The sequence below is a fragment of the Azospirillum cavernae genome (genome assembly GCF_003590795.1).
Classification (GTDB): domain Bacteria; phylum Pseudomonadota; class Alphaproteobacteria; order Azospirillales; family Azospirillaceae; genus Azospirillum; species Azospirillum cavernae.
Map to the genome: position 1 here is coordinate 2,401,548 of NZ_QYUL01000001.1, position 17,961 is coordinate 2,419,508.

The window sequence follows — 17,961 nt, forward strand, 5'->3', positions numbered from 1 at the left end:
CGGGATTGTCGAGGCAGTCCCGGCAAACCATCATGCCTTGCTTTTGCCCGAACCGTTTAAGTTACGACTTCGGAGCGGCCCTGAGTGGTCAGGATTACGGCGTATTGCTAACATCCGGCATCATGATTGGTCAGAGTAACATGTTCAAACGCAAGACGCGGACTGTGCCGAGTATGACCGTACGCTTTATCCGACATTTTGTGTCGGCTTTGCCTCTTTTTGTGTCTTTGATTTCGCTTCTTGTCTCTGCCCCGGCATTGGCCAACGAAGGCGCGAAATCCAACGGCTGCCCATGGGCGCAAGACGTGTCGCTGGAAGTGAACGGCAAAACAATGACGCTCAACCAAGCGATGTTCGTCGGGCCGGCCAGCGAAGCCATCGTCATGGATCCCTACAAGATTTACCCGCTGGTCGATCAGTTGAAGCTGCGCATCGTCGGCCCCAAGGGACGTGAATGGGAAGCCTCGCTGACGCGGTTGGTCAGTGGCAAACGGTGCAGCGCCTTCTATGTCGGCAAGGCCTTTCTGGTGTCCGACCTCGAACAAAGCCCCGACAGCTTGATCCTGAACCGCTGATTTCAGCCCGCCAGCGCCGCCGCCAGAACCTCCAGCAGCGGATCGCCGCTTGGCGCAAGCAAGGCCATGTTCGCCAACGCCATGCGCGCGTCGCCGCCGGGCTGCGGCGTCAGCCCGCCCAGGGCGAACAGGCGGTCTTGCTGGATGCGTTCGGCCTCCAACTCCACCGCCTTCAGTCGCTGGTAAAACGCGTCATCCTCGGTCTTGACCCGGCGGCGCGCCGCGCGCAGCGGCCGCACCACCTCTTGCCGCCACCCGGCGATGGTCGAATCGATCGCCGCCAGCCGATCCGCCGACAACAGCGTCCCGCACGCCATCCCCGCCCAGGCGGCGAACAGCAGGACGTTGACGTCAAGACCATGACGATCCTGCAAGGCCACGCAGGCGGCGGGAACCCCTGGCCGTCCATAGACGGCCAGGGAAAACTCCCAGAAGGGGTTGGCGCTCATCAATCGCCAAAGCTGATGCTGAGGCCGCGCGCGGTCTTGACCAGGGCGCTGTCCAGCTCAACGCAGGAATAATGCGCGATGGCGTCGGTGATCGGCACGTCGATGACGCCGCGATTGGACCAGGCGACCATGCGGTCGAACTTGCCCTCAGCGATCAAATCCACCGCGTGAACGCCAAAGGCCGAGGCGACCAAACGGTCGCGCGGACTGGGCATGCTGCCGCGCTGGACATGGCCCAGAACGGTGACGCGGGTTTCCGCCCCGGTGGCGTCGGCGATCTTCTCGCCGATGTAGTCGCCGATGCCGCCGTAGCGCTTCTCGCCACCCTGAAGCAGTTTCTTAACCCCGGTTCCCTCCAGCGTCTTGACCGCTTCCGACACCACGACCAGGGCGAAGTTGCGGCCCGTCGCCCGGACCTCTTGAATCTTCGAGGCAATGCGTTCGATGGAATAGGGGATCTCCGGGATCAGGATCACGTCGGCCCCACCGGCGATGCCGGCGGCCAGCGCGATGTGCCCGGCGTCGCGGCCCATCACCTCCAGCACCATGACGCGCTGGTGGCTGGCGGCGGTCGGCTGCAAACGGTCCAGCGCCTCGACCGCCACGGCGACGGCGGTGTCGTAACCGACCGACACCTCGGTCATGCCCAGGTCGTTGTCGATGGTCTTCGGCACGCCGACCATGGGAAAGCCACCCTTCTGGGCCAGCTTGTGGAGAATGGCGAAACTGCCGTCGCCGCCGATGCCGATCAGGGCGTCCAGGCCAAGCTCGTGATAGCCGCCGATGATCTCGTCGGAACGGTCCTTCAGCGTGCCGTCGGCCATCGGATAGGCGAAGGGATCGCCCCGGTTGGTGGTGCCAAGGATCGTGCCGCCCTGGCGCATCATGGCGCCATCGACGTTCGTCAGATCGAGCGGGATGTATTGGACAGGCCGATGCAGCAGCCCCTGCGTCCCCTCCTTGATGCCCAAAACCTGCCAGCCGTAACCGGCGGCCCGGTGGACCACCGCGCGAATGACCGCGTTCAACCCGGCGCAATCGCCGCCGCTGGTGAGAATGCCGATGCGCTTACCGGCTGTCGTGGTGGCGTTCATTGGGGGATTCCGTCCCATTTGGGTTGTTTGTCGCACGCGGCCCCATGTTACCGGAACCGGCGTTTCCCGCAAACGGCGAAGGGACAACGGCAAGCCGGGGGCCTGCATTGTTGTCGAGCGATAACCGTTGGACAAGACTGCCGGTTTCGCGCTGCCGCTTTGCCGGAAATCTGATATAGTCCCGCGCGCCGAGCCAGGCGGCGCCACGGTTCCACCGCGATCACCACCAAGCAGTCGTAACGGACGCAATGAGCGAGCAAGAGATCTTAAACGACAAGCTGGCATCCCTGCGCAGCGAACACCGCGATTTGGACGACGTCATCGCTCGCTTGGTCGAACGCGCGCCCTATGACCAGCTTCAATTGCAGCGGATGAAAAAGCGCAAGCTGATGCTGAAGGACCAAATCCTGGTTCTGGAAAGCCGCCTGCTGCCCGACATCATCGCCTGAACGCCGCGTCATCACGACGCGGCGGCTTCCCCGCCGTTCAGGCTTCCGGCTTTTTCGGCACGGTGAAAAACTGGATGCCCATCTGAAAGCTGCGGGCGATGTTCTCCGCCTTGCCGATCAGAAAGGCCGCGCCCTCGCCGGGAAACAGCTCGTTGGCGGTTTCACGGAACAGGGACAGCCAGCGCTCGAAATGCGGCGGCTCCAGCCGCAACTGGATGTGGACCGGCATCGGTCGCCCGTCATAACGCTGGGTCAGCAGGGCGATGGACGACCAGAAATCCATCATTTTGCGCAGATGCGGTTCCCAATCGGTGATGGCCCGGCCAAAGATCGGCCCCAGAACGTCATCATCCATGATCTTGCCGTAAAAGCGACGGACCAGCGTCTCAATGGACGCCTCGTCGATGCCCAATGCGGTCATCCGCTCTTCCGCCATGGCGGTTCGGATGTCGCGGCGCTCCTCAGCGGTTTGATCGGTGGACATGGGGTGAGGGGCCGGGATGGGGGAAGCCGCGTCGGTCATGGTCGGGAATCCGGTGCAGAAAAGGCGTCAATTGGTGAAGGTCGGCAGCATAGGCCCGCCCGCCCCCGTGCGAAAGGATCGGATTGTCGCAGCGCAAGACTCGGTCTTTTGCCGCCTTCTTGCGGTGGAGCGTGGGGAAAGGCCGCGACCCACTGGACTCCGGCCTCACTCTTCCTATAATCCGCCGCTTTCCTGACCTTGTGGAAAGCGCCCCGCCGTGTCCGCCGAATCCCAGAACAGCACCCCGAACGGTTCGCCGCTGGTCGGCATCATCATGGGCAGTCAATCGGACTGGACCACCATGAAGCACGCCGCCGAAACCCTGACGACGCTTGGCGTTCCGCACGAGGTCCGCATCGTGTCGGCCCACCGCACCCCGGCCCGGATGGTGGAATACGCCACCACCGCGCAGGCGCGCGGGCTGAAGGTGGTGATCGCCGGGGCGGGCGGCGCCGCCCATCTGCCCGGCATGGTCGCCGCCATGACGCTGCTGCCGGTTCTGGGCGTTCCGGTCGAAAGCCACGCGATGAAGGGCATGGACAGCCTGATGTCCATCGTCCAGATGCCGGGCGGCATTCCCGTCGGCACGCTGGCCATCGGCAAGGCGGGGGCGATCAACGCCGCCCTGCTCGCCGGGTCGATCATCGCCCTGATGGATCCGGCGGTGGAAGACGCGCTGGACGCGTGGCGCGCCCGCCAGACCGCCGCCGTCGCCGAAGAGCCGGTGGACACCCCCGCCTGACACCCCCGCCTGAACCGGGCCGCACAAGGAGAGCCGAAGACGATGAGCCGCATTCCCACCCTGGCGCCCGGCGCGACCATCGGCATGCTGGGCGCCGGTCAGCTTGGCCGGATGACGGCCCTGGCGGCGGCCCAGCTTGGCTACAAGACGCATGTCTACGCGCCCGACGCCGCCGACAGCCCCGCCGCCCAGGTCAGCGCCGCCGCGACCATCGCCGGTTGGGACGATCTGGACGCGTTGGAGCGATTCGCCCGGTCGGTCGACGCGGTGACTCTGGAATGGGAAAATGTCCCAGTCGCCACGGTCGAGCATCTGCGCCGCTTCGCCACGGTCAATCCCGGGCCGAACGTGCTGGCGGTGGCGCAAGACCGGGTGGCGGAGAAATCCTTCGTCAACGGTTTGGGCATCGGCACCGCCCCCTGGCGCGCCGCCCACAGCGCCGCCGAGGTCGCGGCGGCGGTGGCGGAGATCGGCCCGCGCTGCGTCCTGAAATCCACCCGGCTTGGCTATGACGGCAAGGGGCAGGCGCGCATCGACGCCACGGTCGACCCGGCCCAGGCGTGGGAGTCGATCAAGACCAGCGCGGCCATCGTCGAGGGCTTCGTCACCTTCGCCTGCGAGGTCTCGGTGATCGTGGCGCGCGGCGGCGACGGCGCGATGGTGGCCTATCCGGCGGTGGAAAACCGCCACAAGGACGGCATCCTCGACGTCACCATCGCCCCGGCCAAAATCGCCCCCGCGACTCTGGCCGAGGCCGAACGGGTCGCCCGCCGCATCGCCGAGGCGCTGGATTTGATCGGCGTGCTGGCGGTGGAGCTGTTCGTCACCCCTGACGGCGGCGTTCTGGTCAATGAAATGGCCCCGCGCCCGCACAATTCCGGCCATTGGACGATGGACGCCTGCGCCTCCTCCCAGTTTGAACAGTTGGTCCGCGCCGTCTGCGGCCTGCCGCTGGGGTCGGTCGAGCGGGTGGCCGACGCCGAAATGACCAACCTGATCGGCGACGATGTTCTGCAATGGCCCGCGCTGTTGGCCGAACCCGGCGCGCGGCTGCATTTGTATGGCAAGGCCGAGGCGCGTCCCGGCCGCAAGATGGGCCACGTCACCCGGCTGTTCCCCAAAACCTCATGACCGGAAAACCCGCCCTGCTCGCTCTGGATCACATCACAGTGTCGGCGCGGTCGCTGGCGGACGGCGTCGCGGCGGTCGAGTCGGCGTTGGGGGTGCGGGCGCCGGTCGGTGGGGCGCATCCCAGCATGGGAACCCACAACCATCTTCTTCGCCTTGGCCCAAGCCTGTTCCTGGAGATCATCGCCATCGACCCAGACGCCCCAGCCCCGGCGCGGGCGCGCTGGTTCGGTCTGGACGATCCGGCAAGCGCGACGCCGCCGCGCCTGTCGACCTGGGTGGCCCGCGCCGAACGGCTTGACGAGGCCCTATCCACCATTCCCGGCGCCGCCGGGCCTGCGGTGTCGGTCAGCCGTGGTTCTCTGACATGGCGCATCTCGGTCCCGGATGATGGCTCCATGCCTTTCGACGGCGCCTTCCCCACCCTCATCGAATGGCCGACCGGCCCGCATCCGGCGGCGGCCATGGCCGATCTTGGCTGCGCCCTGCTGCGTTTCGAGGTGGAGCACCCCGCCGCCGAGGTCATCGCCGAATCCCTTGCGCCGCACCTGACCGACGAACGCCTGATCTTCCGCGCCGGACCGCAAAAGCGCCTGACCGCCCGCATCGCCACGCCGCACGGACCGCGCGTCCTGGTTTGACGCACGGCGCCGCCCCGAACCCCGGCGGGCCGCGCGGATATCTCCCTGCCCGACGACGGAAGGCGAGACCGAATCATGCGGCTTTCAACCCTTGCCGAACTCCGCTACTCTTCGACAGAAAATGGTGAAAGTCGTTAAACTTTGTTTCAAATTTTAAGTTAGGCTCCGATGACTGTTGCGCAGGACACGGCGATTCGGAAAACCTCGGCCAGCAACGCCGGGGAACGCCGCCCGCAGTCCAGCCGCGACCGGGACCGCTTTGTCGGCTTCGCCTTCGCCGCCGCCGATCTGCTGATCGAAACCGACAGCATGGGAACCATCCTGTTTTCCGCCGGCGCCCGCTGCCGCCTGACCAAGGGCGACGTTGGCGGGTTGGTCGGCACCAACATCCTCGACGTGGTCGCCCCCAGCGACCGCAAATACGTGCATGTGCTGTTCGACCGCATCCAGGAAAAGGCGCGGATCAAACCGGCCCGCGTCATCTTCCAGGCCATCGACGGCCAGAAATTCCCCGCCCTGCTGGGCGGCTGCCGCCTTGATTCCTGCCCTGGCTCGCTGTTTCTGACCGTGCTTCTGGCGTCCGGCCCGCGCAGCAGCGCCGGAACGACCCCGGCGGGCGAGTTGCTGGACGAACACAGCTTCAGCAACATCCTGGAAGAACGCATCCTCAACGCGCGGGAAAAGGGCCTGGACCATGGCCTGACCCTTCTGCTGGTCGAAGGCTTGCAGTCGATGGTCGAAGCCCTGCCGGAAGGCGCGGCGGAAGAGGTCAAGGAGGGCATCGACGCCTATCTGCGCGGCATCTCCGCCGACGGCGACAGCGCCGGGCAGTTGGGCGGCGACCGTTACGGCATCGTCCACGCCGCCGACATCGACGGGCGCGAGGTGCAGGGCCACATCGCCCAGATCATCCAGGCGGCGGGCGGGGCGTTGCCCGGCGGCATCCGATCCTGGACCCTGGACATGGCCGACGACACGCTGGGCGCCGCCGACGCCGCCCGCGCGCTGGTCTACACCGTGCAGGCCTTCGCCTCGGCCCAGGGCGGCGAGTTCACCATCTCCAGTCTGGAAGACGGCGCCAACCGCATGATGTCCGACGCGGTGGAGCGCATCGGCCGCCTGCGCGCCACCATCGAAAAGAAAGACTTCTTCGTCGTCTATCAGCCCATCGTCGATCTGGAGACCCAGGCGGTCCATCATCTGGAGGCGCTGACGCGGGTGGAGGGGATGAGTTCCCCCGCCGACTTCATCACCTTCGCCGAGGATGTCGGGCTGATCTACGACTTCGACCTGTTGCTGACGCAGACGGTGCTGGACACGCTGAAGGCCTTCCGCAAGGAACCGAAGCTGCCGGACGTCGCCATCAATTTGTCGGCCAAGACCTTGATGAGTCCGATCTTCCTCAACCAATTCCAATCCGTCGTCGAACCCTATGGCGACCTGTACAAAAAACTGCTGATCGAGGTGACGGAGACCGTCGTCGTCAACGACATCGCCAAGCTGAACGAGGTTCTGCAAAAGCTGCGCGCGGTCGGCTACCGGATTTGCCTGGACGATGTCGGGGCCGGATCGACGTCCTTTCAGTCGCTCTACGGCATTCAGGCCGATTACGCCAAGATCGACGGGAAATTCGTGCGCGGCGCGGTGGAGAATCCGCGCGACATGGCCATGCTGCGCTCGATGACCGACGTTTGCCGCCAGCTTGGCCTGACCTTGATCGGCGAGCAGGTGGAAGAGGCCGTTCACGCCCAGTTGCTGGCCGATTTGAACGTGCCGCTGGCCCAAGGCTTCCTGTTCAGCCGCCCATCCCGCGATTTCGCCTATTTCGCCAAGGATTGGTCGAAGGTGCGCGGCGGCGGCAAGGTCGTCTGGAAAAGCTGACCCCCGCCGGTCACGCCAGGGCGCGCGCCAGTTCCAACCGTTCGCGAGCCTCGTTCAGCGCCGCGCGCTTTTCCGCGAACGCGTCGGTCGTCACCCGGCCATCATACAACCGAAGCCGATTCAGCATGTCCTCGGCCTCGTCCAGAATGGACATGACGTCCCACGCGGCGCTCGTTTTAACGCTCATAACGTTCCCCTGAAATCAACCCTTGACGCCACGTCTGGTGGCAATCGCGCCTCTGCAATACGGGATACCCCATATGACCTATGGGGCAGAGGATACGCGTTTGGCTGGTCTGAAATCGAGGGTATTTGACCTATTATTATTGTTTTTTTAAGGAAGTTTGTTCCAAACGGTCGGTTTGAATCCGAATGACTTTCTCGGTCGCGGAGAAAGCCTGACGCCGGGTCAGCACAACAATGATGCCCGTCGTCGCCAGCATGAAGGACAGCGGCCCGACCACCCAGGCCAGCACCGCCAGCGCGAAGTAATAAGACCGCATCCCCCCGTTCAACGAGGTGACGGCCAGCGTCAGCGCGTCGCCAATGGCTTCCGCCATGACCTTCATCGCGTCGTGGGGCACCGGCGCGGCGGGGGCGGAACCGATCAGCGCGCAGCAATAATTGTATTGGCGCAAAGCCCAGGTGAATTTGAAAAAGCCGAAGGTGAAGATCCCGACCATCAGCAGCAGCTTGTATTCAAAAATCTGCCGCGACGTCTTCGCCGTGAAGGACAGGCCGGAAACCAGATCATGCGCGTGTTCGATGGCGCCAAAGGATCCGACCAGCCCCGCCAGCACCAGCATGTTGGTGGAGGCGAAAAAGGTGCAACTGTGCATCGTGTGGCCGAAGAGCTGCGAATCCATGATGCGGTTTTCGCGTTGCAGCATCTGCTCCATCCAATGACGGCGCACGATCTTCAAATGCTGGTTCACCCCCTGCCGCCCGCGCAGCAGATGATCCTGGATGATCGTGAAGCCGACCCAGGACGCGATGAACCAGAGAAAGGCGACCACATCGAGCGGCGCGAGATCGGACGGCACAGGGCGGCACTCACAAACGGATGGTCAAGACACAGGATTCCGGACGGAAGAGCCGCCCATCTACCGATCAACGCCGCGCCTGTCCAGCCGTTACGCCCGGTTCAACAGCGCGTTCAGCACATGAACCCGGATGGCGCTGGACAGATTGCCCGCGCGGGTCCGGTCGATGTCCTCGATCAGCGCGTTCACCGACAGCCCGCGCGTCTGGGCGACGCCCTTCAGCGCCTCCCAAAACTCCTCTTCCAGCGAGACGCTGGTGGGATGACCGGCGATCATCACCGAACGTTTTTTCATCGCGTGGAGCATCCAAACGGAGGACGAGGATTCGACTCCACACTACCCCAGCGCCGTCACCCCGGTCCAACCATGCTTTCCGGGCGGACCCAGGCGTCGAACTGCTCCGCCGTCACCAGCCCCAGCGCCAGCCCGGCCTGTTTCAGGCTGGTTCCCTCCCTGTGCGCCTTCTTGGCGATCTTGGCGGCGTTGTCATAGCCGATGTGCGGATTCAGCGCCGTCACCAGCATCAGGCTGTCGCCCACCAGTTGGGCGATGCGCTCGCGGTTGGCCGTGATGCCGACGACGCAATTCTCGGTGAAGCTGGCCGCCGCGTCGCCCAGCAGGCGGATGGATTGCAGGACGCTGTTGGCGATCACCGGCTTGAAGACGTTCAACTCGAAATGGCCGGTGGCCCCGGCGATGGTCACGGTGGTCTGGTTGCCCATCACCTGGGCGCACACCATGGTCATCGCCTCCGACTGGGTCGGGTTGACCTTGCCGGGCATGATCGAGGATCCCGGCTCATTCTCCGGCAAGGACAGCTCGCCAAGGCCGGAGCGCGGGCCGGAACCCAACAGCCGCAGATCGTTCGCGATCTTCATCAAGGACACCGCCAGCGTGTTCAGGCGGCCATGCAGATCGACCAGCGAATCATGGGTCGCCAGCGCCTCGAACTTGTTGGCGGCGGTGACGAAGGGCAAGCCGGTCAGCCGCGCCGCCTCCTCGGCGAAGCGTTCGGCGAAGCCAACCCGCGCGTTCAGCCCGGTGCCGACCGCCGTGCCGCCTTGGGCCAGCCGGTAGAGCTGCGGCAGGCCCGCGCTCACCCGCTCGATCCCATAGGCGATCTGGGCGGCGTAGCCGGAAAACTCCTGCCCCAGAGTCAGCGGCGTGGCGTCTTGCAGATGGGTGCGGCCAATCTTGACGATGGCGGCGAACTCTTCGGCCTTGGCGTCCAGCGCCGCGCGCAGCCGCTCCAGCGCCGGAATCAGGTGGCGGGTGATCTCCACGGCGGCGGCGATGTGCATCGCGGTCGGAAAGCTGTCGTTGGAGGATTGGCCGAGATTGACGTGATCGTTGGGATGCACCGGCGTTTTGGAGCCGACCACCCCGCCCAGCAGCGCGATGGCGCGGTTGGCGATCACCTCATTCGCGTTCATGTTGGTCTGGGTTCCCGATCCGGTTTGCCAGACCACCAGCGGGAAATGATCGGCCAGCCGCCCGTCGATCACCTCGTCCGCCGCCGCCAGGATCGCCGCGCCCAAAACCGGATCGAGCGCGCCCAAGGCGATGTTCACCGCCGCCGCCGCCCGCTTTTGCAGGCCAAGCGCGCGGATCAGCGGCTCCGGCATCCGTTCCCCGCCGATGCGGAAATTCTGGAGCGACCGTTGGGTTTGCGCGCCCCACAGCCGGTCGGCGGGAACCTCGATGGGGCCGAAGCTGTCGGTTTCGATGCGAACGCCGGTCATGATGCTTCCTGTGCGTGACCGCGCCGCGCGCGGCGTCGGTGCGATGGTGGCGGCGTCGGGCGCCGCGTTCTGCTTGATCTTTCCCCTTGATCTTTCCCTGCCCCGCCCGTCCGGCAAGGGGCATAGGGCGAAAAGCGGCGATGTTCCATTTTTGTTCTTGTCGAGGCCACGGGAAGGGCGTAGCGTTTCCGTCATGTCCGCATGGCCATGGGAGAGTCGAATGGGAGAGTTCACTCTGGACCAGGATCGCGCGCTGATCGCCCGCGCCCGCGTCGCCGAATTGAAAAGCTGCGGCTGGCGCGTGATCGGCCCCGGCGAGGAAGGCTCCGTCTGGATGGAAGGCCCGCCGCTGGCCGGACGACTCAACCGCATGACAGGCCGACGGATCGCCAACCACGCGCAGGACGAAGACTCCGCCCAACAGCCGGTCGGCGCCCTGTTCGAGGATCTGATCGCCCGCGCCCTGGCCCGCGCCGACGCCGCCATCAACGCCGCCCACGCCGCCGCCGACCGCGCCAAGCGTCAAGCCGCCTGAAACGCGCCGCGTCGGAAGGGTTCGCCGCCGGTTTGGACGCGCTCTACGCCGTCTCCGCCGCAAGCGCGGCCAGACCGTCGCCGGTCAGGCGGTAGGGCAACCATTCCTGCAACTGGCGAAAGCCGATCCGGTCGTAAAAGCCGCGCGCCGGATTCCAATCCAACACATTCAGGTCAACCCGGCGATAGCCGCGCTCCACCGCCCGCCGGGCGATGGCCGCCAAAAGCTTGCGCCCCACGCCATAGCGGCGGGCGGCGGGGGTGACGTAAAGATCCTCGACAAACAGACCGGGCCGCCCCTCCCACGTCGAATAGGTGCGCGAGGTCAGGGCGAATCCCACCGCCTCCCCGTCCAGCTCCGCGATCAACGCCTCGAACATCGGCGTCTCGCCCCACCCGTCGCGGCGCAAATCCTCCTCCGACGACTTCACCGACTGCGGTTCCCGCTCAAACTCCGCCAATTCGCGGACAAAGCGCATGATGACGGAACTGTCGGCCTCGACAGCCGGACGAATGACAACAGTCGGCATCGCCGCGCCTCTCCTGAATGACCAAAGCCCCAGACGATACCCGCCCAACCCGCCGCCGATCAAGGCGAAGGGTCGGGATTGATGGGGGGAAGCCGTGCTTCTCTCATGCAGAGGTGGGGGGCGGGTTGCCTTGTTTCGTGGATACCTTAATCGTTATGGAGGCGCTGAAATTACCATTTCAAATGATCGCTATAGACCAGGAGCGGACTTTCAAGCGTACCAATGCATGCCGGAGCGAAACCTCTCTGCGGACAAGATTAGGTTTTATGATGGTCAATTACCAAAACGTCCCAAGGCAATCCGCTTGTATCGCTTTTCGAATGCCTCCGTTCCACCCTCCATCACACGGCAAACTGCATCCCGAACTGCTTGTGACTGAAGCGAACCACGTTGGGCGACCACGCACTGCCCGTTCTTGAATTCCATTTCGAGAACCTTCTCCGCGTCACCGTTGACTACGATATTAGGGTTGTGGGTAATGACGATCACCTGTCGCCGGGTCTTGATCTGCCGGATTTGCTGGACAATGAGGTCGTAAATCAGCCTGTTGTCCAGATCGTCTTCGGGCTGATCGAGCACCAGAGGCTCCGTACCATAGGCCAGGATGAAAGCCAGTATGGCTGCTGTCTTCTGTCCGGGAGATGCCTGTTCGATGGGACGAAAGTTGCGACGGCTTGTTCCGTCAGCATTGTAGCTGACCTGTAATCCGTCTTCCGGATACCAAGTGCGAATTCGGTCGCACTGTTCAGGTGTCAGCTTTTTCAAGTGGTTGATAAGCGGCCTCTTCATGCCGACAGGTGTCGCTTCCCCCAGGGCGGCGGCAATCAGATTGGTCTTCATCTCTTCCAAGCGTGCCTCAATATCGGCAGCGGCGGATTGGGCATCACCGGGGACGTCCTTCAACAACCGCCCCAACAGGCCGTCCAGAGGTTTTCCGTCATCCTCCACCAGAATATCTTGGGCAAAGCTGTCATCGTTAGCACGATTGATCAAGGCACGGAATGTCACCTCAACAACAGAAAGCTCGGGCTGGTAAGGCAAAACCTTGATGCTTACATACCGATTGCTGACGAGAACATTATCGATGAAAGTTTGCCGCTTTCTAGTGATTTCCTGACGGAGAGCCTTAAGGCGGCCTAAGCTTTCCTGAGACTGCCTGAGAATATCCGTGCGGATTTCCTCGATCTTCTCCAATTCAATTATTCGTTGTTCGAATTCCTGGCGTTGCTGCACCACGATACTGTGCTGTGCAGGGTTCTCGAATCCTTCGTCGCGGAGCCTTGTAACGAGGCTTGTGTATTCCTCTTCACATTGGATAACACCACGATGCCATGCCGATCCGTCCCGTCGCGTCTCCCAATCGGCACGCCGACCAGCAGTTGCCTCAACCATGGCCTTCAGGGCTTTCGCAAGTTCCTGAATCTCGGCGTGTGCACCATCCAAGAGTTCGATGGCCTCCTTCTCCGTTTCGCTGCTCGGATCAGGGAAGGCCGCATGGTCCACGTTTGATAGCAGGATCGCCTTATGCACGGCGAGGATCTGATCCTCGACACTCACCCACCGATTCCGCCATTCATCTAGTACTCGAACCTGACGCTGCTTCGCCTGATAGCTCTTCAGTATGTCTGCGTGATGGGAGCCCTCGAATACTGACAACTTCCGGATGACATCATCTAAATCGCCGCGAACCTTTTCCATCTGGGACGACTGGACGTCCAGTTCCCGACACTTGGCCTTAAGAGAAAGATAGCGTTTCTCTTCCTGGTCCCACCGGACCTGCCACTCGGCTTTATTAACGCTATCGGCCTCGTCAATCACCCGCAGCAAAGCATCCTGATTTTCTGCCATAGTGAAAACCTGCTTCTGGCTGAACAGGCGGACCGGAAAACGAGATCGTACATCGCCTGGCACCACGACCTCCTGCCCACTCGCCTGACACTGAGTGATGACATGCGCATCGTCTGCTTGGCTCCACTGTATGCAGAATTCTGCGCCGTCCTTCCGGTACCTTATCTTTATAGCCGTGCTGCTTGTCAGCATTCCACGATCAGAGCGGCTGCCAAGTCGTTTGAAATTCGTAAAGTCATTCGCGAGAGAGGGCGGCACTTCGTCACCCCGACGAAGTCCTATCCGCATCATCTCTAAGATCGTCGATTTTCCGGAGCCGCGCCCACCGACAATGGTGCTTAGCCAAGGACTGAACCGCGCCCGAAGTGGTTGAGAACGCCCACACCGGAAAGCGTTTGAAACCTCTATAGAGTCGATCATCAAAGGCGGCAGGCGATTCTGCTCGCTCGGGTCCATGTCGCTTCGCCGAACGGAAAGCGGTGCACCGTCCAGCAGCGCCAAACATAGCCCCTCCAGGCACGGGCTTTCCATCTTTACCCAAGTGAAGTGGGAGCCCGGATATTGAGGTCCATTCGCTCCATCTGGATGATGGGAGTCCGACCCGAGAACTTCAGCCAATCCAAGGTTCAAATCTTGGTAAATCTGGGGCTTCTCGGCAGCATAATGGGTCAATTCAATTGCAGCCAAAAGGCCGCATTCCAAAAGCGGCTTCAGGGTGTTTCCGGTTAATCCGAAGGCACCCCGATCTCGATCAGCGTGGGCGAGTATTGGAAGAGCCCCGACAGCGCGAATCTCCTGGATTACGTCAATAACTGATTTGTTAGCTGCAATTTCGCTGTCCCCGAAGCTTCCACGGTAGTCGACTTTCGTAAGCAGGCGAACAATATCCAATGAGCTGGCAGAAGGATCGAAAATTGCCAGCACATGGGTCCCGCCGTTGGCGGTGATCTCGACGCCAGGGAACAGGGTGAGTTGTCGGTAGCCGTTCGGCTGGGGGGAAGATGCCGCCATGGTGGTCAGCGCCGTCTTCAACTTGTCGATCCACTCTCCGCTATTGTGGTCGCTCACCACCACGCAGTCGATTCGCTTGCGCATAAAGGCGAGCAACCACTCCTCGGGGGTGATCTGCTTCAGCGTACTCTGGGTTGGCCCCTTGCCATAGTCCGACGAGGCCGGCGTATGAGTGTGAAAGTCGAAAGCCCACCAAGAGGCACCGGCAAATCCAGAGGTAGGCATTTCTTAATCTCGCGTCATAGCTGAAATAATTTCATCGTGATCGCATTTTTAACACAAATTTGAATGTCCGCAATGGGTCAGAAGTGCTCACACACCAGCGTTCAACGAAAGAACGTATACGCAAGTCCTCACCCCCAACGCCCCTACAAGCCGCACACACCTAAATGGCGGCAGAAAGCGCCGAGGCGGAGCCGAGTCAGGCCATGGGGGTCTTGCTGTTCTTGCTGGACCAGCATCCCGATTTGCTCAAGGACATTCCGCCCCCTCCGGCGCCCTGAAACGCCTGCCCCACCCCATCAATCGTCGCCGCCGCCCTTCAGGTCCAGAAGGCCGCGCAGTTCCTGGGCGCGGCGTTCGGCGCTGTGTTCGGACAGCGCTCGTTGCCGGGCGCGTTGGCCCAGATCGGCCAGATGGTTGCGCGGCAGCATCAGCGCCGTGGTCACGTCGTCGGTTTGCGACGCCGCCAGAATCTCGCGCCCCGGCTCGAAAAAGCGGTCCAGGCCGTCCCAGCGATCCGACACGATGGGAACGCCGCTGGCCGCCGCCTCCAGCAGACGGTCGGACGGGCACCAGCCGACCTGACGTTCGTCGTCGCGCGCCAGCGCCAGCGTGACGGTGGCGGAGGCCAGAAGGGCGGCGCGCTCCGCCGCGTCCAGCTCGGGAAGGGGGCGCAGGTTGGGCGGCAGGGTCAGCGGGTCGGGCAGATCGCGCCCGGACAGGATGAAGCGGCGGCGGGTCAAGCGCTGCGCCGCGTCCAGGAAAAAGCGCTCCAGCCCCAGCCGCGCCGCGCCGTCCGGCGGAACCACACAGCAGAGATCGGCCAGATAGGCGTGCTTGGCGGCGGCGGGCTTGTGGGCGTCCGGCGCGATCCAGGGGTAGAGGGGGGCCACGGCGACCGCGCCCGCCCGCTGACGATACAGCTCCAGGGCCGGGCCGCCGCCCGACGCCAGCACCAGATCGAAACCACCCAGACCGTCGGCGGGCAGATGGTCCGGCGTTTCGCCGCGCGCCAGCGCGCTGAGCGACGCCGCCGCGTCGGGATCGTACAGCGCCCGGCGGGCCGCCCGCGACTCGCGCGCCAGCTCCGCCGCCGCCAACCCGTCCGGCCCCTGCGCCACGGCCAGCACCACCCCGGCGTCGTCGGCGTGGCGGGCCGCCGCGACGGCCACCGCGTCCCACGCGGCGTAGGTCAACCGCTCGCCGCCCGAAATGGTCCAGGCAGGGGTTAAGGCGGGCGTCGGGCCGACCCGCTCCACCGCCACCACCCGATGGCCGCGCGACGCCAGCGCCTGGATCAGCGCGCGCCAGCGCAGGCTGTGGCCGACATCATGGCCATGACCGCTGCTCAGGCCCAGGATCACAATCTTCATGGCGGCGTCACCCTCCCGACATCAATGACCCGGCGACACGGCGTCGCAAACGCCATCCGTCTGATATGGCCCGTTGCGACCACGCCGCAAGCGGCGGGTTTTCCCCGATTCCCCGCCCGCAAGCCGGTTCCGCTTTCCAGTTGAGCCGGACAGCCGCGCGCCCTAGGGTCAGATCATCGTCCCTGCGACCATGATCGAGCGCACGCCCATGCTGCCCCGCCCCCTGCTCCGCCCCTCCGCCCGCCTGCTGCTGGGCACGCTGCTGCTGGCCGGGTGCCAGACCAGCGGCGCGACCGCCCCGGCGACCGCCAGCGTCACCGCTCCGGCGTCCGCCGCCGGGCAGGCCATGGCGCGACAGAGCTTCGCTGACTGGTTGAGCGCCCTGCGCGCTGAGGCCATCAGTCAAGGCATCCGGGGACAGATTTTTGACCGGGCCTTCCAGTCGGTCAAGCTGTCCGACCGCGTGGTGGAGCTGGACACGAGCCAGCCCGAGTTTGCCCGGCAAGTGTGGCAGTATCTCGACAGCGCGGTGAATGAAAAACGCGTTCAGGCCGGGCGGCAGAAGATGCGCGACAACGCGGCGCTGCTGACCCGCGTCAGCCAGCGGTCGGGCGTGCCGCCGGAAATCCTGGTCGCCTTCTGGGGGATCGAAACCGATTTCGGCGCGTCCACCGGCGGTTTCTCGGTGATCGACGCCTTGACCACGCTGGCCTATGAGGGCCGCCGCGCCGCCTATTTCCGCACCGAGCTGTTGGCCGCCCTGCGCATTCTCGATTCCGGCGACATTCCGCCGGAAAAAATGTCCGGCTCCTGGGCCGGGGCGATGGGCCAGACCCAATTCATGCCCACCATCTTCCTGAAGCACGCGGTGGACGAGGACGGCGACGGCCACCGCGACATCTGGGGCAGCATGCCCGACGTCCTGGCCTCCACCGCGAAATTCGTGCTGGCCAACGGCTGGCGCACCGGCGAGTCCTGGGGGCAGGAGGTCCGCTTGCCCGAGGGCTTCGCCTATGAACAGGCCGAACTGACCGTGACCAAACCGCTGTCGGAATGGGCGCGGCTGGGGGTGGTTCCGGTCGATGGTGGCGTGTTGAGCGGCGAGGCCCCGGCGGCGATCATCGTGCTGGCCGGGCATCAGGGACCGGCCTTCCTGGTGCGCGAGAATTTCCGCGCCATCATGCGCTACAACCCGTCAACCAGCTACGCGCTGGCCGTGGCGCTGCTGGCCGACCGCATGGCCGGACGGGCGGGCGTGGTTGGAAGCTGGCCGCGCCAGGAAGCGGCGCTGAGCAAGGACGAGCGGTTGGAACTGCAACAGCGCCTCGCCACGCTGGGGCTGGAACCCGGCGCCGCCGACGGCATCGTCGGGGCCAACACCCGCAACGCGGTGCGGCGTTTCCAAAGCTCCATCGGCGCGATCCCCGACGGCTTCGCCACCAAGGCGCTGCTGGAGCGACTGCGCCAAACCTCCTGACGGAAGCAGGAACGCGGCGCGCGTGGTCAGCGCGCCGCCGCTTCCAACCGCGCGATGTCGCCGCTGGCGATGGCCGGGATGTTCCGGGTGATGGCGGCGGCGTCCCAATTCCACCAGGCGATCTCTTGCAGGCGCTTGATTGTTTCGTCATCGAAACGCATACGGACGACGCGGCCCGGATTGCCGACCACCACGGCGTAAGGCGGCACATCCTGGCTGACCACCGCCCGCGCGCCGATGATCGCGCCGTCGCCGATGGTGACGCCGGGCAGGATCAGACTGTCCCAGCCGGTCCAGACATCGTTGCCGAGAACGGTGTCTCCCCGGCTTGGGAAATTCGTTTCGTCCTCGTACCGACCGGCCCAGGCCCCGCCATGCATCAGAAACGGGTAAGTCGAAAACCCGGTCAGCCGGTGGTTCCCGCCATTCATCAGAAAGCGGGTGCCAGTGGCCATGGCGCAGAAACGGCCAATGCGCAGCCGGTCGCCGGTGAAGGCATAATGATAGAGCACGTTGCGCTGAAACGCCTCCGGCCCGTCGGGATCGTCGTAATAGCTGTAGGCGCCGATCTCGACGTTGGGCGGCAGCGGCAGATTGCGCGCGAACATGACGCGCGGATGGGCCGGAATCGGGTGCAGGGCGTCGGGATCCGGCCCCAACAACGGATCATGCGTCATCGAAACAATCGTTCTTTCGAAA

Annotated in this window: 19 protein-coding genes; 8 read left to right on the top strand and 11 right to left on the bottom strand. The window is 64.2% G+C overall.

What is annotated here, in order from left to right:
* The first annotated feature begins 32 nt into the window (after positions 1-32).
* A complete protein-coding gene (locus tag D3877_RS11160) occupies positions 33-575 on the top strand; it encodes a hypothetical protein (RefSeq protein WP_238474830.1) in 543 nt (180 codons plus the stop codon).
* A 2-nt stretch (positions 576-577) separates the two neighbouring features.
* Here D3877_RS11160 and D3877_RS11165 read toward each other — a convergent pair whose 3' ends face one another.
* Positions 578-1,024 (bottom strand): TIGR02444 family protein, encoded by a 447-nt coding sequence (locus D3877_RS11165; RefSeq protein WP_119830637.1) that lies wholly within the window; start codon positions 1,022-1,024, stop codon positions 578-580.
* On the bottom strand, positions 1,024-2,118 hold the full coding sequence (locus tag D3877_RS11170; RefSeq protein ID WP_119830638.1) for an ATP-dependent 6-phosphofructokinase: 1,095 nt from the start codon (positions 2,116-2,118) through the stop codon (positions 1,024-1,026). Before D3877_RS11170 ends, D3877_RS11165 begins: the two co-directional genes overlap by 1 nt.
* 248 nt (positions 2,119-2,366) lie before the next feature.
* Between D3877_RS11170 and D3877_RS11175 the strand changes: the two genes are divergently transcribed.
* Positions 2,367-2,567, top strand: coding sequence for a YdcH family protein (locus D3877_RS11175; protein WP_119830639.1), 201 nt, complete (start codon positions 2,367-2,369; stop codon positions 2,565-2,567).
* Positions 2,568-2,604: 37 nt separating this feature from the next.
* Here the strand turns inward: D3877_RS11175 and D3877_RS11180 are convergent, their stop codons facing one another.
* The gene (locus D3877_RS11180) at positions 2,605-3,090 is read right to left on the bottom strand and encodes a group III truncated hemoglobin (RefSeq protein WP_238474831.1); all 486 of its coding nucleotides are present in this window, start codon (positions 3,088-3,090) and stop codon (positions 2,605-2,607) included.
* Positions 3,091-3,364: 274 nt separating this feature from the next.
* On the opposite strand from D3877_RS11180, the gene purE reads away from it, so the two are divergent.
* The 4 genes from purE to D3877_RS11200 all read left to right on the top strand — a co-directional run bounded on the left by purE (position 3,365) and on the right by D3877_RS11200 (position 7,482).
* A complete protein-coding gene (purE, locus tag D3877_RS11185) occupies positions 3,365-3,832 on the top strand; it encodes a 5-(carboxyamino)imidazole ribonucleotide mutase (protein ID WP_119830934.1) in 468 nt (155 codons plus the stop codon).
* Between the two features lie 42 nt (positions 3,833-3,874).
* Positions 3,875-4,963 carry a 5-(carboxyamino)imidazole ribonucleotide synthase gene (locus D3877_RS11190; protein WP_119830640.1) on the top strand — a complete coding sequence of 363 codons (1,089 nt, stop codon included), beginning with the start codon at positions 3,875-3,877 and terminating at the stop codon, positions 4,961-4,963.
* On the top strand, positions 4,960-5,601 hold the full coding sequence (locus tag D3877_RS11195; protein ID WP_199720744.1) for a VOC family protein: 642 nt from the start codon (positions 4,960-4,962) through the stop codon (positions 5,599-5,601). The genes D3877_RS11190 and D3877_RS11195 overlap by 4 nt, the downstream gene beginning before the upstream one ends.
* A 168-nt stretch (positions 5,602-5,769) precedes the next feature.
* A complete protein-coding gene (locus tag D3877_RS11200) occupies positions 5,770-7,482 on the top strand; it encodes an EAL domain-containing protein (protein WP_119830641.1) in 1,713 nt (570 codons plus the stop codon).
* A gap of 10 nt (positions 7,483-7,492) precedes the next feature.
* Here D3877_RS11200 and D3877_RS29815 read toward each other — a convergent pair whose 3' ends face one another.
* The 4 genes from D3877_RS29815 to fumC all read right to left on the bottom strand — a co-directional run bounded on the left by D3877_RS29815 (position 7,493) and on the right by fumC (position 10,267).
* On the bottom strand, positions 7,493-7,669 hold the full coding sequence (locus D3877_RS29815; RefSeq protein WP_158599869.1) for a hypothetical protein: 177 nt from the start codon (positions 7,667-7,669) through the stop codon (positions 7,493-7,495).
* A gap of 136 nt (positions 7,670-7,805) precedes the next feature.
* Positions 7,806-8,525 carry a DUF599 domain-containing protein gene (locus D3877_RS11205; protein WP_119830642.1) on the bottom strand — a complete coding sequence of 240 codons (720 nt, stop codon included), beginning with the start codon at positions 8,523-8,525 and terminating at the stop codon, positions 7,806-7,808.
* Between the two features lie 90 nt (positions 8,526-8,615).
* The gene (locus D3877_RS11210) at positions 8,616-8,819 is read right to left on the bottom strand and encodes a ribbon-helix-helix domain-containing protein (protein ID WP_119830936.1); all 204 of its coding nucleotides are present in this window, start codon (positions 8,817-8,819) and stop codon (positions 8,616-8,618) included.
* Positions 8,820-8,875: 56 nt separating this feature from the next.
* Positions 8,876-10,267, bottom strand: a complete 1,392-nt coding sequence (gene fumC / locus D3877_RS11215) for a class II fumarate hydratase (RefSeq protein WP_119830643.1) — start codon at positions 10,265-10,267, stop codon at positions 8,876-8,878.
* Positions 10,268-10,487: 220 nt separating this feature from the next.
* On the opposite strand from fumC, the gene D3877_RS11220 reads away from it, so the two are divergent.
* Positions 10,488-10,802 carry a hypothetical protein gene (locus tag D3877_RS11220; protein WP_119830644.1) on the top strand — a complete coding sequence of 105 codons (315 nt, stop codon included), beginning with the start codon at positions 10,488-10,490 and terminating at the stop codon, positions 10,800-10,802.
* A gap of 43 nt (positions 10,803-10,845) precedes the next feature.
* Here the strand turns inward: D3877_RS11220 and D3877_RS11225 are convergent, their stop codons facing one another.
* The 3 genes from D3877_RS11225 to D3877_RS11240 all read right to left on the bottom strand — a co-directional run bounded on the left by D3877_RS11225 (position 10,846) and on the right by D3877_RS11240 (position 15,785).
* The gene (locus tag D3877_RS11225) at positions 10,846-11,331 is read right to left on the bottom strand and encodes a GNAT family N-acetyltransferase (RefSeq protein WP_119830645.1); all 486 of its coding nucleotides are present in this window, start codon (positions 11,329-11,331) and stop codon (positions 10,846-10,848) included.
* 273 nt (positions 11,332-11,604) lie between these two features.
* The gene (locus tag D3877_RS11230) at positions 11,605-14,415 is read right to left on the bottom strand and encodes a TrlF family AAA-like ATPase (RefSeq protein WP_119830646.1); all 2,811 of its coding nucleotides are present in this window, start codon (positions 14,413-14,415) and stop codon (positions 11,605-11,607) included.
* 296 nt (positions 14,416-14,711) lie between these two features.
* A complete protein-coding gene (locus tag D3877_RS11240) occupies positions 14,712-15,785 on the bottom strand; it encodes a glycosyltransferase family protein (RefSeq protein WP_119830647.1) in 1,074 nt (357 codons plus the stop codon).
* Positions 15,786-15,993: 208 nt separating this feature from the next.
* Between D3877_RS11240 and D3877_RS11245 the strand changes: the two genes are divergently transcribed.
* Positions 15,994-17,262 (top strand): lytic murein transglycosylase, encoded by a 1,269-nt coding sequence (locus tag D3877_RS11245; protein WP_119830937.1) that lies wholly within the window; start codon positions 15,994-15,996, stop codon positions 17,260-17,262.
* A 26-nt stretch (positions 17,263-17,288) separates the two neighbouring features.
* On the opposite strand, the gene D3877_RS11250 is transcribed toward D3877_RS11245, so the two are convergent.
* Positions 17,289-17,939, bottom strand: coding sequence for a CatB-related O-acetyltransferase (locus D3877_RS11250; RefSeq protein ID WP_119830648.1), 651 nt, complete (start codon positions 17,937-17,939; stop codon positions 17,289-17,291).
* Positions 17,940-17,961: the final 22 nt, after the last annotated feature.

What these genes read in the sequence shown, in the direction of transcription:
- D3877_RS11160 (WP_238474830.1), top strand. Translation starts at nt 33, where the DNA reads ATGCCTTGCTTTTGCCCGAACCGTTTAAGTTACGACTTCGGAGCGGCC.
- D3877_RS11165 (WP_119830637.1), bottom strand. Translation starts at nt 1,024, where the DNA reads ATGAGCGCCAACCCCTTCTGGGAGTTTTCCCTGGCCGTCTATGGACGG.
- D3877_RS11170 (WP_119830638.1), bottom strand. Translation starts at nt 2,118, where the DNA reads ATGAACGCCACCACGACAGCCGGTAAGCGCATCGGCATTCTCACCAGC.
- D3877_RS11175 (WP_119830639.1), top strand. Translation starts at nt 2,367, where the DNA reads ATGAGCGAGCAAGAGATCTTAAACGACAAGCTGGCATCCCTGCGCAGC.
- D3877_RS11180 (WP_238474831.1), bottom strand. Translation starts at nt 3,090, where the DNA reads ATGACCGACGCGGCTTCCCCCATCCCGGCCCCTCACCCCATGTCCACC.
- purE (WP_119830934.1), top strand. Translation starts at nt 3,365, where the DNA reads ATGGGCAGTCAATCGGACTGGACCACCATGAAGCACGCCGCCGAAACC.
- D3877_RS11190 (WP_119830640.1), top strand. Translation starts at nt 3,875, where the DNA reads ATGAGCCGCATTCCCACCCTGGCGCCCGGCGCGACCATCGGCATGCTG.
- D3877_RS11195 (WP_199720744.1), top strand. Translation starts at nt 4,960, where the DNA reads ATGACCGGAAAACCCGCCCTGCTCGCTCTGGATCACATCACAGTGTCG.
- D3877_RS11200 (WP_119830641.1), top strand. Translation starts at nt 5,770, where the DNA reads ATGACTGTTGCGCAGGACACGGCGATTCGGAAAACCTCGGCCAGCAAC.
- D3877_RS29815 (WP_158599869.1), bottom strand. Translation starts at nt 7,669, where the DNA reads ATGAGCGTTAAAACGAGCGCCGCGTGGGACGTCATGTCCATTCTGGAC.
- D3877_RS11210 (WP_119830936.1), bottom strand. Translation starts at nt 8,819, where the DNA reads ATGAAAAAACGTTCGGTGATGATCGCCGGTCATCCCACCAGCGTCTCG.
- fumC (WP_119830643.1), bottom strand. Translation starts at nt 10,267, where the DNA reads ATGACCGGCGTTCGCATCGAAACCGACAGCTTCGGCCCCATCGAGGTT.
- D3877_RS11220 (WP_119830644.1), top strand. Translation starts at nt 10,488, where the DNA reads ATGGGAGAGTTCACTCTGGACCAGGATCGCGCGCTGATCGCCCGCGCC.
- D3877_RS11225 (WP_119830645.1), bottom strand. Translation starts at nt 11,331, where the DNA reads ATGCCGACTGTTGTCATTCGTCCGGCTGTCGAGGCCGACAGTTCCGTC.
- D3877_RS11230 (WP_119830646.1), bottom strand. Translation starts at nt 14,415, where the DNA reads ATGCCTACCTCTGGATTTGCCGGTGCCTCTTGGTGGGCTTTCGACTTT.
- D3877_RS11240 (WP_119830647.1), bottom strand. Translation starts at nt 15,785, where the DNA reads ATGAAGATTGTGATCCTGGGCCTGAGCAGCGGTCATGGCCATGATGTC.
- D3877_RS11245 (WP_119830937.1), top strand. Translation starts at nt 15,994, where the DNA reads ATGCTGCCCCGCCCCCTGCTCCGCCCCTCCGCCCGCCTGCTGCTGGGC.
- D3877_RS11250 (WP_119830648.1), bottom strand. Translation starts at nt 17,939, where the DNA reads ATGACGCATGATCCGTTGTTGGGGCCGGATCCCGACGCCCTGCACCCG.